The 13949-nt window shown below is 64.5% G+C and carries 12 protein-coding genes; 6 read left to right on the top strand and 6 right to left on the bottom strand.

Translation table 11 applies throughout. The annotated features are described in order from the left end of the window. Positions 1-195: 195 nt before the first annotated feature. On the top strand, positions 196-1203 hold the full coding sequence (locus tag V6M87_RS24105) for an alpha/beta fold hydrolase (RefSeq protein ID WP_332879220.1): 1008 nt from the start codon (positions 196-198) through the stop codon (positions 1201-1203). A gap of 109 nt (positions 1204-1312) precedes the next feature. After that, the gene (locus V6M87_RS24100) at positions 1313-2386 is read left to right on the top strand and encodes a phospholipase A (protein WP_332879219.1); all 1074 of its coding nucleotides are present in this window, start codon (positions 1313-1315) and stop codon (positions 2384-2386) included. 54 nt (positions 2387-2440) lie between these two features. On the opposite strand, the gene V6M87_RS24095 is transcribed toward V6M87_RS24100, so the two are convergent. Both V6M87_RS24095 and V6M87_RS24090 read right to left on the bottom strand, forming a co-directional pair. Next, positions 2441-3223 (bottom strand): DUF2145 domain-containing protein, encoded by a 783-nt coding sequence (locus tag V6M87_RS24095; RefSeq protein ID WP_332879218.1) that lies wholly within the window; start codon positions 3221-3223, stop codon positions 2441-2443. Between the two features lie 2 nt (positions 3224-3225). Next, complete coding sequence (locus V6M87_RS24090) at positions 3226-3651, bottom strand: hypothetical protein (RefSeq protein ID WP_332879217.1); 426 nt, start codon at positions 3649-3651, stop codon at positions 3226-3228. A gap of 236 nt (positions 3652-3887) precedes the next feature. Here V6M87_RS24090 and V6M87_RS24085 point away from each other — a divergent pair, with 236 nt between their 5' ends. The 3 genes from V6M87_RS24085 to sodC all read left to right on the top strand — a co-directional run bounded on the left by V6M87_RS24085 (position 3888) and on the right by sodC (position 7263). Then, the gene (locus tag V6M87_RS24085) at positions 3888-4142 is read left to right on the top strand and encodes a hypothetical protein (RefSeq protein WP_332879216.1); all 255 of its coding nucleotides are present in this window, start codon (positions 3888-3890) and stop codon (positions 4140-4142) included. Positions 4143-4177: 35 nt separating this feature from the next. Then, complete coding sequence (locus V6M87_RS24080; protein ID WP_332879215.1) at positions 4178-6643, top strand: SEL1-like repeat protein; 2466 nt, start codon at positions 4178-4180, stop codon at positions 6641-6643. A gap of 92 nt (positions 6644-6735) precedes the next feature. Further along, complete coding sequence (gene sodC, locus V6M87_RS24075) at positions 6736-7263, top strand: superoxide dismutase [Cu-Zn] SodC (RefSeq protein ID WP_332879214.1); 528 nt, start codon at positions 6736-6738, stop codon at positions 7261-7263. Positions 7264-7449: 186 nt separating this feature from the next. Here the strand turns inward: sodC and V6M87_RS24070 are convergent, their stop codons facing one another. From V6M87_RS24070 to V6M87_RS24055, 4 genes are all read right to left on the bottom strand, one after another. Continuing rightward, the gene (locus tag V6M87_RS24070) at positions 7450-9078 is read right to left on the bottom strand and encodes a M28 family peptidase (RefSeq protein ID WP_332879213.1); all 1629 of its coding nucleotides are present in this window, start codon (positions 9076-9078) and stop codon (positions 7450-7452) included. A gap of 55 nt (positions 9079-9133) precedes the next feature. Next, positions 9134-11404: a M28 family peptidase gene (locus tag V6M87_RS24065; RefSeq protein ID WP_332879212.1), complete on the bottom strand. Its 2271-nt coding sequence runs from the start codon at positions 11402-11404 to the stop codon at positions 9134-9136. A gap of 11 nt (positions 11405-11415) precedes the next feature. Further along, entirely contained in the window at positions 11416-12387 is a 972-nt protein-coding gene (locus V6M87_RS24060) for a S41 family peptidase (protein ID WP_332879211.1), read from the bottom strand. Between the two features lie 74 nt (positions 12388-12461). Then, positions 12462-13118 (bottom strand): energy transducer TonB, encoded by a 657-nt coding sequence (locus V6M87_RS24055; RefSeq protein ID WP_332879210.1) that lies wholly within the window; start codon positions 13116-13118, stop codon positions 12462-12464. 179 nt (positions 13119-13297) lie between these two features. On the opposite strand from V6M87_RS24055, the gene V6M87_RS24050 reads away from it, so the two are divergent. After that, positions 13298-13948 (top strand): response regulator transcription factor, encoded by a 651-nt coding sequence (locus tag V6M87_RS24050; RefSeq protein ID WP_332879209.1) that lies wholly within the window; start codon positions 13298-13300, stop codon positions 13946-13948. The last annotated feature ends 1 nt before the right edge of the window (position 13949 follow it).

Below are 13949 nucleotides of genomic sequence, written 5' to 3'. Positions count from 1 at the left end.
ATGTGCGGTTGGTAACGCTCCGCTCAAGTAATGAGCAAGCTTGCTTCGAGACCGTCACCCCGGCGCAGGCTGGGGCCCATATCACCGTCGCGTGGTGAAGATGGAGGCAGGCACCGCTAGCTCTGCCATTTGTTGTTCAACGGTGCGCCCGTAGTGCATCGTTTAAAGTGAGCGGATCAGCAAACTGGAGCCCTCATGAACCGTACAAGCCTGTTCGCCGCCGCCATTCTCAGCACCATTGCCATCACGGCCCATCCCGCCGACGAGTCGTCATACGGCCCTGAACTCGAACGTTTTACGTACCCTTACCCCGTCAAGCAATTCCAGTTCACCTCGCAGGGCACTGCCCTGCACATGGCCTATATGGACGTGCTGCCGACCGGCGCCGCCAACGGCCGCACTGCCGTCCTCCTGCACGGCAAAAACTTTTGCGGCGCCACCTGGGACGCCACCATCAAGGTAATGACCGGCGCCGGCTACCGCGTCATCGCTCTTGATCAGATCGGCTTCTGCAAATCGAGCAAACCCGCGCACTACCAGTACACCTTCCAGCAGCTGGCGGAAAACACCCACGCTCTGCTCGAATCCATCGACATCGAGCGCGCCACCTTCGTCGGGCACTCCACCGGCGGCATGCTGGCCGTGCGCTACGCCTTGATGTTCCAGCAGCAAACGGAGCAGCTGGCCCTGGTCAACCCGATCGGCCTGGAAGACTGGAAAGCGCTTGGCGTGCCGTCGCTCGGCGTCGACAAGTGGTACGCGCGCGAACTGGCGCAGACGGCAGACAAAATCCGCGCCTATGAAAAATCGACCTATTACGGGAACAAGTGGAAGCCGGAATATGAACAGTGGGTGCAGATGCTGGCCGGCCTGAATCGCGGCCCCGGCAAGAATGTCGTCGCGTGGAACTCGGCGCTGCTATATGACATGATCTACACGCAGCCGGTGGTCTATGAATTCCCACAATTGAAGGTGCCGACCCTGCTGCTGATCGGCCTGAAGGACACCACGGCAATCGGCAAAGACGCCGCGCCAGAGGCAATCCGGCCGACGCTGGGCAAATATGCCGAGCTGGGCAAACGCGCCGCGCGTGCCATTCCAGGCGCCACCCTGGTGGAATTTCCCGACCTGGGCCACGCGCCGCAAATGCAGGATCCGGACGCATTCCATGCGGCCTTGCTCAAAGGTCTGGCCGCCAAATAGGCAACGCGACGCAGCCTGCATGGATCAGGTGACGAAATACAATAACGCGCGCAAGTAAATCGCAAGATTCGCTATACTCTTGCGATTCCACAACGTAACGCAGTTCAAAATGACCCTTATCAAACGCATCTCCCTCTCCGCGCTCCTGTTGTCCGCGGCCCCCGTCTACGCCGGCGACCTCGAACAGGCGCTGCTGCGCTGCTCGGTACTGGGCGATGTCAGTGCCCGTCTGGGTTGTTTTGACGCCATTGCCAAGGACGCCGCCACACCTGTCGCCGATGTCGCGCCACCTGGCACGCCGGTGCTCGCTACCTCGGCAAAAACCAGCCCGACTGCCGCACCGCAAACCGCCGTCGAAAAAACCGTCGAGCTGGCTAACAAGCCGCCTGAAACACCGATTTCGCGCATGGAGCAGGACTGGGAACTGGTGCCGTCGGCACGCCGCGGTCGCTACAACTTCCGCCCTTACCGCGACAGCTATTTGTTGATCGCCAACTTCAGCACGACGACCAACGACCAGCCATTTGCCGACGTCCAGCCGACCGGTCTGAAGTCGAAGCGGATTGAACTGGCCTACCAGCTCAGCTTCAAGACCAAGCTGCTGGAAGGCATCGGCGACACGCCGATCGACTTGTGGGCTGCCTACACGCAGCAGAGCTTCTGGCAGGCGTACAACCGCGCTGACTCCAGCCCGTTCCGCGACACCAACTACATGCCCGAAATGATGCTGGTTGTGCCGATCAATAAGTCGGCTGGCCCTGCCACCTTGCGTTATGCCAGCCTTGGCGCGGTTCACGCGTCGAACGGCCAGAGCGGCGCCTTGTCGCGCAGCTGGAACCGGATGTATGCAGAGTTTGGCGGCGACGCCGGCAAATTCGGCGCCACCATGCGCGTCTGGAAACGCCTGGACAACGCCAAGTCGGATAACGACAACATCGATATCACCGATTTCATGGGCCATGGCGACCTGCGCGTCACGTACAACAACGCTGGAAATGAATTCTCGGCAATGGTCCGCCGCAACTTCAGCACCAGCAAGGGCGCCGTGCAGGTCGGTTGGGCTTTCCCGGTGGCGACCAACCTGAAGGGCTACATCCACGCCTTCGGCGGCTACGGCCAGAGCCTGATCGACTACAACTACTCGCGCAAATCGATTGGTGTCGGCGTGCTGATGGACCTGTAAATCGACAGGCAGTAAAAATAAAAAGGACCGTTCGCGGTCCTTTTTTTATACTGTTTATTTAATATCGATGTCACTCGACCCGTGGTCGACCTGGTGCACGAAGCGCACCACCGACTCCACCGTTACCGCATCGATCTGTCCGGCCATGCGCCGGTCGAAGGGCTGGTCGTCGAAGGCGATATTGGCGCGGAACATGCGGCCGCCCAAACGCGTCATGGTCGGTATCCGCAGCGTGATCGGCTGATAATTTGCCAGCTTCAACCAGGCCTGCGCTTGGGTGCGGTCGGCAATGGGAAACTCCGACATCGCCGCCGCCCAGCTCTCAAGCAGCCACTGGTTCGAGTTCTGGTATGTCGTCGCAAACGGATAGGCCAGCATGTTGTAGCGCGGCGAGTGCATGCGCAGCGGCGTGTTCGAGGCCAGCATGGCCGCCAGGCGCTGCTGAACGGCCGGACTCGGCACCACGATGCGCGCTTCGTACGAAAACATCCCTCCCAGGAAGAAGTTACCGAGGCCTTCGTTGTACAGGGTTGACGCCGCTGTGCCGCACTCGTTCAGTTCATGCACGACGAACCAGCGTCCCTTCGGATGGTCGCGCCAGGCGAACGCCATGTGCGAATAGCGCATGCCGTACTTCGACAAATCCTGGCCGGCGCGTGCGATGAGGACGACCTGCGCATCGGTTTGCTCCAGCGCGGCGCGGGTGCGCTGCGCCAGCGCCATGCCGTCGATGAAATCGCGGGCCTGTGGCTTCGTCTCTGCACAGGCATTGCCCGCGTGGGCGGCTCCGCCGACAAGGCTGGCGGCCAGCACGAAAACGGCGAGGAGAGGGCGCACGATCACCCTCCCACGCGCGAGTGATGTAACAGACTGCGGCCGATCTCGTTCGGCACGAAGGCAATCACCTGGCCTGCCGCGACCAGCACGTAGCCGGTCGACACCGCCATCACGACGACCGACGCACCCGCGACCAGCGACGCGCCTTCGATTGCCTTGCCGGACAGGCGCAGCGTGGCGCTGGCCGCATTCGACGCGCCGGCCAGCACGACCATGCTGGCGTCGCCCACCACCTGCACACTCTCGACGATGATCGTGCCGGACGCCGCCACTGGCGACAGCGAACCGTAGACCACCGTCGCAGAACCCTGCACCATCTGGCTCGACGCGTTCGACAGGGCGGCGGACCCTTGGTCACCGCTGGCCTGGGCTTGTGGCATCAGGCCGCAGGCCATGCAGAACAGCAAGGCGGGAAACATCGTTTTCATGGTCGTGCTTTCGGAGGAATGCCGGGTTGGCATATGCATGATCGGCGTTTCACCTGACGCCAACAAGCGAGATGAGCAAGTATCGCAAGATGCTACTCGCGGTAGCGCGGATTGCGCCGCACTCTCCGCTAATCGCCCATGGGGAATACCGAAAAGGATCTGTATCCGGGCGATGGGCCCCGTGCTGTCTTGTTGTTATTTGGAAACATCAATCAACAGAAAACCAATGAGCGCATGTGAGCAAGGCACTTCCATCATGCACACTGCGCGCAACGGCAGACGGCGAAGCCTGCGCCAACCTGAAAGTGGCGACCGCGCAGGCCGAGTCGCTGAAGATTCAGAATGCCGCGCTGGCGCAGCACAACGACGTCCTTGAATTGCGCCGCATCGAAGTGGAAAAAGTGAAGGCCGAGCGCTGGGACGGCAAGCTGCCGGAAAATATCTATGCCGGGGCGCCGATTCCGTTCCTGGATGTGGGCAAGACCAAGTAATATTGCTGGCCGATCCGACCTGCCAGGAGCCCGCATTGATACGCCCACTCGCCACGATCATCTTCCTGCGCCAGTTGCTGGTCGTGGTGCCGCTGCTGGCCGGCATCGCCACCTCCGCCCACGCCACCTTGCCCGATCAGCGCGCGCGTGCTGATCGAGAAACGGCCGCCGTCGTCGCGGCGGGATGGCGCGCCTATCTGGGCCAGGGTGGCCCCAGGGACGACGCCACGGCGGCGCGCCTGTTCTTCAGCGCATCCGAACAAGGCAGCGCCGCCGGCATGTACGGTCTGGCGTTGTGCTACCGCCACGGACGCGGCGTGGAGCGCAACCTGCCGTGGTCCGATGCGCTCATGGCAAGGGCCTTGAAACTGCATGACGCCGATGCCCAGGTCAACGCGGGAGAAGTCGCCGCAGCGGACGGCAAGCCCGCCGTCGCGCTGGACTGGTTCACACGCGCCGCGCAGCAAGGTAACAGCGACGGCATGTGGCATCTGGGCCGCCAATACCTGCCAGGCGGTATTGCACCGGCCGATCCCGTCAGGGGGATGAACCTGTTGCGCCAGTCGGCTGATCTCGATAACGCTATCGGCATGTACTACCTGGCCGTGGCGCTGCGCGAGGGGACGGGCGCGGCGCCGGATCCTGTAGGCGCGCGCGCCTGGTTTGCCCGGTCGGCGCAATCCGGTGACGCCGACGCGCGCCTCGAGCTGGCCGGGATGCTCGCCGACGGCGAAGGTGGCGACCCCGATGAAAACCGCGCCGTGCAGCTGTACCGCGTCGGCGCGGCCGAGGAACATCTGGATTCCATGTTCGCGCTGGCGCGCTGGTACATCGCCGGCCGTGGCGTTCACCAGGACTTTGCAGAGGCGCGCCGCTGGCTGGAAAAAGGCCTGGAGCGGGGCGACCGGCGAGCCATGTTCCTCCTGGGTCTACAGGCCATGTACGGCCAGGATCGGCCGATCGACAAGCCTGCCGCGGCGGCACTGTTCGCACGCGCCGCTGCACTCGGTCATGCACGGTCCATCTACTTGCTGGGTGTCTGCATGGAAGACGGCGAAGGCGTTCCGCGCGACTTGGCCGGCGCAGCCCGCCAGTACCAACGCGCGTCCGAGGCAGGCGAGGCCGATGCGACGGTTGCCTTGCTGGCGATGCAGCTGGCTGGCCTTGGCATGCCGGCGGCGCGCGCCGCCGCGGAGGCAGCCATTGACAAGGCGGTGGCCGCTGGCGAGACGGTGCAGATGCTGAAACTGGCCGTGCTGCTGCTGCAGCGCCGCGAAGATGGCGATGCTGCCATTGTGGCCAGTCGGGCATTGACCGCGCCTGCGCCGGCCGCCGCGCGTAACTCGCGCGCATTTGCCGAAGCGCTGGCCGGACTTGGAACCGCCTATTACCGCCGTCAGCATCTGGAGCAGGCCGGCACGCACTTGCGCGCCCATCTGGCGCTGCTGGAGCGTTTGCCAAATGTACCGCCCGACGAGCTGGCAGCGGGCCTGGAGAAGCTGGGTGACCTAGTCAGCCAGCAGGACCGTTACGACGAAGCGTGGCAGTTATATGCGAGGGCGCTGAAGTTGCGCCGGCAGGCAAAAGGCGAGCACGATGCCGGCGTGGCCGACGCATATGGCAACCTGGCCGATGTTCTGTCAGCGCGCGACCGGCTGGCTGACGCGCAAGCATACCGGCACCGCAAACTCGAGATCTACGAGGCGATCTTCGGCGTCAACGCTACCCAGACCGCGCGCGCCCGCGCACAACTGGCGCAAACGATGTACATGGCAGGCAACTACCGGGCTGCCCAGCCGTTGTTCGAGGCGCGCTTAAGCGTTCTCGAAGCGACAGTCGGCAAGACCCACCCCTCGCTAAGCACGCCGCTCAATAACCTGGCCTACAACGATCTGGCGCTGGGACAGTATGCGGAGGCGGAGCTGGTACAAAGGCGCGTGCTGGCACTGTCACAGGCGAACGAAAAATCTCCCAGCCACCAGCTGGCCTCGTCGTTGAACGGTCTGGGTGCCGTGTTGACGGGCGCCGGCAAGTTCGCGGAGTCGGAAACCATGCTGCTGGCCGGTCTGGCAATGCGCGAGGAAGTGCTGGGCAAGGACCACTACGATGTCGCCATCAGTCTGACCAATCTCGGCAAACTGTACATCGCCACGGGCCGCTATGGCGCGGCCGACGCCGCGCTGGCGCGGGCCCGACCGATCATCGAGGCGGCCAGCGGCATGGAGCACTCGGAGGTGGCGGTCATCGAATACGAACAGGGCCGCAGCGACTACAAACAGGGCAAGCATGCACGGGCCGAACAACGGTTGAAGCATGCACTGGCGGTACGGCTGCGCACGCGCCCTGGCCACCCTGACACCGCGCAGACTGCCGCGCTGCTGGCCACGTTGTACCGCGAACAGGGCAATGAGGATGCAGCCCTGCGTGTGGAGGCAGATACGAACGCTGCGGCGAAACAGGTGCAGGCGGGAACCGTCGCGCTGGACAACGCAGCCGGCTGACCAGCGCGGCGCGAATCAATCGTGCGCGCCTGCTGCGCTAGAATGGATCGGGCAGAACACCATTCCGATCCACACTCGCACGGAGGAAGCTCATGAAAAAACAATGGATGAACGCAGCCCTGCTAGCCGCAGCCTGCATCGGCGGCAACGCCATGGCCGCCGAAGGAAGCGCGACCTTGAACCTGCTCACCGAAGCCGGCAACGGCAAAGCGGTCGGTACGGTGACCATCACAGAGACGAAATACGGCCTGGTGTTCACGCCAGAGTTGACTGGCTTGCCGCCAGGCTTGCACGGCTTCCACGTGCACGACAAGGGCAGTTGCGCCCCGGGTCCGCAGGACGGCAAGACCGTCCCTGGTCTGGCGGCAGGCGGTCACTACGATCCGGCCAACACCAAGAAGCACGGGCTGCCATGGGGCGACGGGCACATGGGTGATTTGCCGGGGCTGGTGGTCGATGCCAGTGGCAATGCAATGAATCCGGTGCTGGCGCCGCGGCTGAAATTCGCCGACGTCAAAGGCCGCGCGCTGATGGTGCACATGGGTGGCGATAACCACTCGGACCAGCCGGCGCCACTCGGTGGTGGCGGGGCGCGAATGGCCTGTGGGGTGATTCAGTAGTCAATGCGGTAGATAAAAGCAGAAATCGTTTCGCTAATATCTTCCACACCAAAAATGAACGTCATCCCGGCGAAGGCCGGGACCCATAGCACGTCTTCAGGACGCCGACGCTTGCAATGCTACTCAAGGGATATGGTATCCCGCCTGCGCCCGGGTTTTCGATTAACTCGCGCTTGACGCGCAGTCTTACTGCTTCTCTTCCCGGACCTTCCCCAGCGGCTCGCCTGCTTTCCACTTCGGCATCGCCGCTGCATTCGCCACCCGCTGCCCCAGGTTCAGCGTGAACTGCGCCTGCTGCACCATGCCTGCGAAGTTCCAGGTCGGATCGAATTCATCGGTCACCTGGTGATACTTCGGCGAATAGGTCTTCTGCTTCGCATCGGACGCCGCCTTGTCGGCTAGCCAGTCACGCCCGCCACCAATCGAAAACGCCGGAATGCCTGCCTTGGCGAAGCTGAAATGGTCGCTGCGGAAGTAGCCGCCCGACAGGTCCGGCCGGGCATCGGCAATGCGCATGCCCATTGCCTTGGCCGTGGCCACGGCCATCGCACCGAGCTCGGTACGCTCGCTGCCGGGGGTGCTGATGTCGTGCGTCGGGCCGACGAAGTTCAGGCTGTCGAGGTTCAGCGCGGCCGCGGTTTTGGCGGCCGGCCACAGTGGTTTCGCTGCATATGCCGCGCTGCCCAGCAGGCCCTGTTCTTCGGCGGCCACCCACAGGAACATCTGGCTGCGTTTGGCAGGCGCCTTGACCGCTTCCTGCGCCATCGCCAGCAAGGCGGCGGTGCCCGACCCGTTGTCGACCGCGCCGTTGTAGATGGTGTCGCCGCTGGTGCCCTGCTTGCCGAGGTGGTCCCAGTGCGCGCTGTAGATCACCACTTCGCTTTTCAGTTTGGGGTCAAGGCCCGGCACGATACCTGCCACGTTGAACTGGTCGACCGGGCGTACCACGGCGCGCGCTTCGCCTTTGACTTTGGCGTTCAGCACGACCGGCTTGAAGGCCTTGTCTTCGGCGGCGGCGCGCAGTTGGTCCAGGTCCTGGCCTCCGGCTTTGAACAAAGCGCGCGCGGTGGCATCGTTCATCCAGCCTTGCATGCCGGTGCCGAGATCCGCGTCAGCCAATTGAAAACGCTCGGCCATCCAGCTGTTCTGGACCACGCTCCAGCCGTACGAGGCCGACGCATCGGTGTGAATCAGCAGCACGCCGGCAGCGCCAACGCGTGCGGCTTGTTCGAATTTGTAGGTCCAGCGACCGTAGTAGGTCAGGCCTTTGCCGTTGAAGCGATTCGGTTCGGCGGCGGTTGGCTGCGGGTCGTTGACCAGCATGACCAGCACTTTGCCTTTCATGTCGACGCCCTTGTAGTCGTCCCAGCCGCCTTCTTCCGGCGCGACGATGCCGTAGCCGACGAAGACCAGCGGCGCTTCGAAGGTGTGGTTCGCCTGCGCATCGCCGGGGCCCCATACCCAGTCTTTGCCGTAGGTGGCGGAAAGGGCGGCGCCACCGGCTTCCAGCACCACGCTGCTGTCCGCTGGAGATGCCTTGACGCCCGCGATTTTCACCAGCTGACGAAAGCTGGTGCCGTTGGCGGGCTGCAGCCCGGCAGCCAGCGCCTGCGCTTCGAGATAGGCGACCGTCAGGTCGCCGCCGCGCTGGCCGGTGCCCCGGCCTTCCATCAGGTCCGACGACAGGAAGGAAAGATGCCCGCGCAGCGGCGCTTCGTGGACGACCGGGGGTACGACCGCATTCGCGGCAAAAGCGGCGGAAGCCGAAAACGCAAGCGCCAGGCTGGCGGCGACGATAGTGAACTTCATTTTCATGGAGACCTGCTACGGAGAGTTGATCGAATAAACGCTCCGTATTGTAGGCCATCGCCTATCTGAATAGCAGCGTGTCCGACGCGATGGTCAGGCCGGTCAGCGGCGTCAATACGGGCTTGAGCGAGGGTGGGCGCGGCGGTAAATCCTGTTCGGGCAGACCGGGAATTTTCTCCTGTACGCGCACATAAAAATTCTCGCTGCCCCCTTCCATGTCGATCGCGAAATGCAAGGGCTGATCCTGCATGCCATACAGCGACAGCGCCCAGTTGCGGCTTTTATGACCCGTCAGCAGGCGCCCGTTGACGCTGGTGCGCACCGGCTTGCCGCGCTCGATCCACAGCTCGATATTCGGCGCACGGTTCTGCGAATGCATGGTGAACTCAACATGGCGATGGACCTCGCCGTCGTCCTTCAGCACGGCGATCTGCGGAAAGGCGAGGGCCGTCTTCGGCGCCGGCGCGTACCACAGCGGGTGGCTGCCATGGCCGAACACTTCGGTGAACACATGCGGCCCGCTGGCGTTGGCGAACACCTGGCGCGTCCAGGCGTCCAGCTGTTTTGGGTGCATCAGCCAGTACGCGCGCCACGTCACCTGGTCCTTGTAATACACCAGCGGGTTCGGTTCCGGCAGCGCACTTCGAAACGGTGTCGCGCTGCTGGCCACCGCCATGCAGGCCAGGGAGGCCAGCGCCAGGGTGCGCACCACGTAGCGCCGCGCCACCGCCGCCAGCAGCATGATGGCGCCACCGAGGAGTAGCGCGAGCAGCAGCAGCGGCAGGTTCATGCGCGACAGCGACATGACGCAGAAGGCTTCGCGGATGGCAGGCGTGAGCAGGAAGACGGCAGGCGCCGCGCCGGCGAGCAGGATCCATACGCCGCCCGCCTGCACGCGGCGCCAGTACAAGGCGCCGAGCGCGCTCAATATCGCAAACATCGGCCACACCAATGCGTAGCTGGCGCCCGGCAGCCAGGCACTCAAAACGAGCAGGCCGAGCGCCATGCAAACCAGAGCGCCGAGGGCGGCCGCGGTTGCCCCGATGCGGCGTTGCAGGCGCCGTTGCATGGCAATGAAGGCGGCGCTGCAAAACGCGGTGCAGGCCAGCTGGTACCAGCCATCGCGCTCGCTGATGCCTTGCCAAAGCGGCTCATAGCCGTCGTGGGTCGGCAGCATTTGCCACGCGACCCACGCGGCGGCGGCCATGACGGCCGAGATGAGCGCGTAGCCGAACACGCCCTTGAGCAGCGCGATGGCGTCGACGCCGCTGCGCTGGATACCCAGGCACGCCACGCCGAACAGCAGCAGGCAGGCCAGCCGTGTGAACGGCCAGACGGCACTGTCCGAGTAATGCACCACGCCGACGTGTGGCAGCGTGAAATAGACCTGGCCGGCAACGCCGTTCTGGAATCCGCTGCCGGCGAAGTGGCGTGCCAGGGCCAGCATGGTGTCGCCTTCGTGCTGCAACATGGCGCGATCGAGCCGCTCGGCCGTGTCGCCGCTGCCACGCGGGCCGGTGTAGCCCTCGACATTGGCAAACTGTAGCAGCGGCACGCGCAAGTTCGCCAGCGGCCCCACCGGCACGGCGTGCGGCATCAAGGGATACACGGCGCGCATCAGGGACGAACCACGCGCACGCGGCGCGTGCGCGGCCCAGCCGTCGATGGCGGCGCCGTCGGCGCCGGCGCTGTCGTATAACACCAGCGGGCCGCGGTTGCCGGCGTTGTCGAACTTGAGCACCATGCCGACCTGTTTCGCCCACGGATGCTGTTCGACGAACCCCTGCGCGCCCATGCCGTGCTGCGCCTGCGCGTCGGCGAACAGCACGATGAGGTCCTGCGCCAGCGCGGGCGCCGCCTGCAGTGCGCGCAGCGTCTCGACCAGCGCTGCGGTGGAGGCCCCGCCATGGGCCGCGCCGGCGGACGTGGCCAGGCTGTCGTAATGCGTCGCCAGCAGCAGCGCCGGCCGGCCCGGCGTGGTGCCTGGTTTGCGCACGACGACGTTGTGCACCACCGCCAGCGTGACGTGAACATTGGCCAGCTGGTCGGTCTCGTTGTGCTGCACGGTCGCGCTTTGCACCTGCGGATCGAGGCCGAGCGCGCGCAGTTGCGCCACCAGGTAGGCACGTGCCTGCGCGTTGGCGTCGCTGGCCAGCGGGCGCGGTGCCTCGGCCAGCACAACGACGTGGCGCATGGCGCGCGCGGCCGAGAAGCTGGTGGCCGGCGCAGTTGCGGGCGCGGGCGGCGCCAGCGTGGGACTGAGGGCCAGCCATGCCAGCGCAACGAGCAGAAAGAGCGCCGCGATGGCAGGCAAAATTCGTGGGGTGGGCATGGCGATCCTTCTTAAAGTTCTTTTAACATCGCGAGCAGCGCCGAGCGCCCCATCGGCGTGGTGACGTGGGCCAGGCGGTCCTGCAATATGTGGCGCTTGGCTTCGCGCAAAGCGTCGCTGCGGGTGACAAGGTCCGGCACCACGCCGCCCGGCCAGCCGGTGCGTGTCAATGGCAGGGTCACGCGCGCATCGGGAATGTGCACGGCCAGATAGTCCACGATTGGGTAGGCGCGGCTCGCGCTGGCCAGCCCCGCGCTGCGGCTGCCGACCACGGCGGCGCGCTTCCAGGCCTGCATGGCAAACGCGAAATTCTCCGCTTCCATGCTGGTGCGCGGGCCGATCAGGATAGTCAGCTGTTCCAGGTAGGGCTGCGCCGCCAGTTGCGGAAACGCCCAGCGCGCCTCCGTGCTGCCGTCGCGGCGGGCCAGGTTGGCATAGTGAATCGGGCGGTCGACGACATAGCTGGCGAGCAGCTGCAAACCGTCGGCGTCGCCGCCTTCGTTGTTGCGCAGGTCGATGATGATGGTCTTGCTGTCGGCCAGTTTGCCGAACGCCTTGGCATAGCGTTTGGCCGAGCGGTCTGGCGCGATGAAGCTGGTTACGTCGATGTAGCCGATATCGGCGGCGATTTTGGTGTAGCTGTCGACGCCGGCGTGGTCGCGCAACCGGCGCCACCACGGCAGGGCGGTGAGCGGCGTGACGCGCAGGTGGGCATCGTGTGAGGCCTGCAGCAGGTCGCTGGACAATCGCTGTGCCAGAGCGGCGTCGTCACGAATGGCGTGATAATCGCCGGCCCGTTCGCGCGCGCGCAGCAGGGCGCCGATGCGCCGCGCCGCGGCCGCATCGATGTAGTGCGTTTCGATTTGCGTGGCCAGGGCGGCGATGGCGGCGCGCCGTTCACTGGCGCCGAGCCGGTGCGGCGCGTCGCCGCATGCGGTGCCGAACATGACCAGCGCGAGCAGGAAAAATCGTCTGGTCGGCATCGAGACTCCATATCAGGGGCTAAAAAAACCCCGCCCGGCTGCGGCGGGGCGGGGAAAAGGAAAGCTGGTTGTACCTATTCGAGCGACCACACGTAGGCGAGCTGGGTCCAGCCGGCTTGTGCAACGTCGCCCAGCATGGCGGGCTTGAATCTGCATTGCGACAGCGCGCTCAGCGCAGCCCGGTCCAGGTCGCGAAAGCCGCTGGAGCGCTCGACGCGCGAACCGGTCACGCGGCCATCGACGCCCACCAGCAGCGCGAGCGTCACGGTGCCGCTGTCGCCATTGCGTGCAGCCTGCGCCGGGTAGGCCGGCTTGGTGCAGCCATCGAGCATGGCGGCCGTGCGCACGGCAGCGACGCCCGTGCCTGCGTGTGTCGTTGGCGTGATGGCGGGGCCGGGCGGCTGCGTGGGCGGCAGCGGCTCGCTGGTGGTCGTGGTCGTCGTCACCGTATTCGTCAGCGGCGGCGTCGTGACCGGCAGTTCGACCACCGGTACGACGATGCGCGGGGCGGGCAGGGGCGGCGGGTCAGGCAGGTTTGCCGTCGGCGGAGTAACGACCGGCGGATCGATGTTCGGCACCAGCTGAATATCCGCCGTCTCGGTTGGCATCGACAACAGCTTGGTGTTCATGGTCTTGACCAGGCCGATCCCGAGGATGAGATGGAAAACGACGACCACGGCGAGCTTGGTGGTTTTGCTGCCGGATGCATGGGGTGCGTGTGCGAAGTGCATGGCGATCTCCTCGGTTTGGAATCAATGTAGAACAAATATATGCTACAAGATAGCAATTGAAAAGACATTTTTATAGCAATTATTCCGCTTGTTGCTGTGGATGGGTGCGAGATTGTATGGAGGGAGGGCGCTTCGATGTCCTATAATCATTGCTACCTGATAGCAATCGAGTGCATCCCATGACGACATTTACAACCCCCATCCGCGTCCTGCTGGCCGACGACCACCCCATCGTTATGACCGGCTTTGCCATGTCGCTGGCGGCCGAGGGCCTCGACGTCGTTGGCCAGGCGCGCACCCCGGCCGAAGCCATCGCGCTGTATGCCGAATTGCAGCCGGACGTTGCGATCCTCGACATCCGCTTCGGCACCGAACTGACCGGCCTCGATGCGGCGCACACGATTTTGAAAGCCGATCCGGACGCGAAGCTGATTTTTCTGAGCCAGTTCGACCAGGACAGCCTGATCAAGGAGACCTACCGCCTCGGCGCGCGCGCCTTCGTCACCAAGGATTGCGACCCGGCCGACCTGGCCACTGCCGTGCGCCAGGCCCATGCGGGCAAGCTGTACTTCCTGCCGCAGATCGCCGAGCGCCTGGCCAGCATGGCCGTGCATGGCGACGTGTCGCCGCAGTCGCAGCTCGATGAACGCGATCTGGCCGTGTTCAAGTTGATGGCCGAGGGTCTGACCAATGCCGAAATCGCCGACCAGCTGAATTTGTCGACCAAAACGATCAGCAATATCAGCCAGTCGGTGAAGGAAAAGCTGGGCGTGCACCGTCCCGCCTACATCACCAAACTCGCCGTCAAGCACGGCCTGATCGAGCCGTAAG

The organism is Massilia sp. S19_KUP03_FR1 (assembly GCF_036688685.1).
Taxonomy (GTDB): domain Bacteria; phylum Pseudomonadota; class Gammaproteobacteria; order Burkholderiales; family Burkholderiaceae_D; genus JALYUM01.
Note: the sequence above shows the minus strand (reverse complement) of the source record. Positions and strands in the feature narration are given on the sequence as shown.

Excerpts from the sequence above, each read along its gene's own strand:
- sodC (WP_332879214.1), top strand. The coding sequence starts at position 6,736 with ATGAAAAAACAATGGATGAACGCAGCCCTGCTAGCCGCAGCCTGCATC.
- V6M87_RS24065 (WP_332879212.1), bottom strand. The coding sequence starts at position 11,404 with ATGCCCACCCCACGAATTTTGCCTGCCATCGCGGCGCTCTTTCTGCTC.
- V6M87_RS24090 (WP_332879217.1), bottom strand. The coding sequence starts at position 3,651 with ATGAAAACGATGTTTCCCGCCTTGCTGTTCTGCATGGCCTGCGGCCTG.
- V6M87_RS24105 (WP_332879220.1), top strand. The coding sequence starts at position 196 with ATGAACCGTACAAGCCTGTTCGCCGCCGCCATTCTCAGCACCATTGCC.
- V6M87_RS24060 (WP_332879211.1), bottom strand. The coding sequence starts at position 12,387 with ATGCCGACCAGACGATTTTTCCTGCTCGCGCTGGTCATGTTCGGCACC.
- V6M87_RS24070 (WP_332879213.1), bottom strand. The coding sequence starts at position 9,078 with ATGAAAATGAAGTTCACTATCGTCGCCGCCAGCCTGGCGCTTGCGTTT.
- V6M87_RS24050 (WP_332879209.1), top strand. The coding sequence starts at position 13,298 with ATGACGACATTTACAACCCCCATCCGCGTCCTGCTGGCCGACGACCAC.
- V6M87_RS24055 (WP_332879210.1), bottom strand. The coding sequence starts at position 13,118 with ATGCACTTCGCACACGCACCCCATGCATCCGGCAGCAAAACCACCAAG.
- V6M87_RS24100 (WP_332879219.1), top strand. The coding sequence starts at position 1,313 with ATGACCCTTATCAAACGCATCTCCCTCTCCGCGCTCCTGTTGTCCGCG.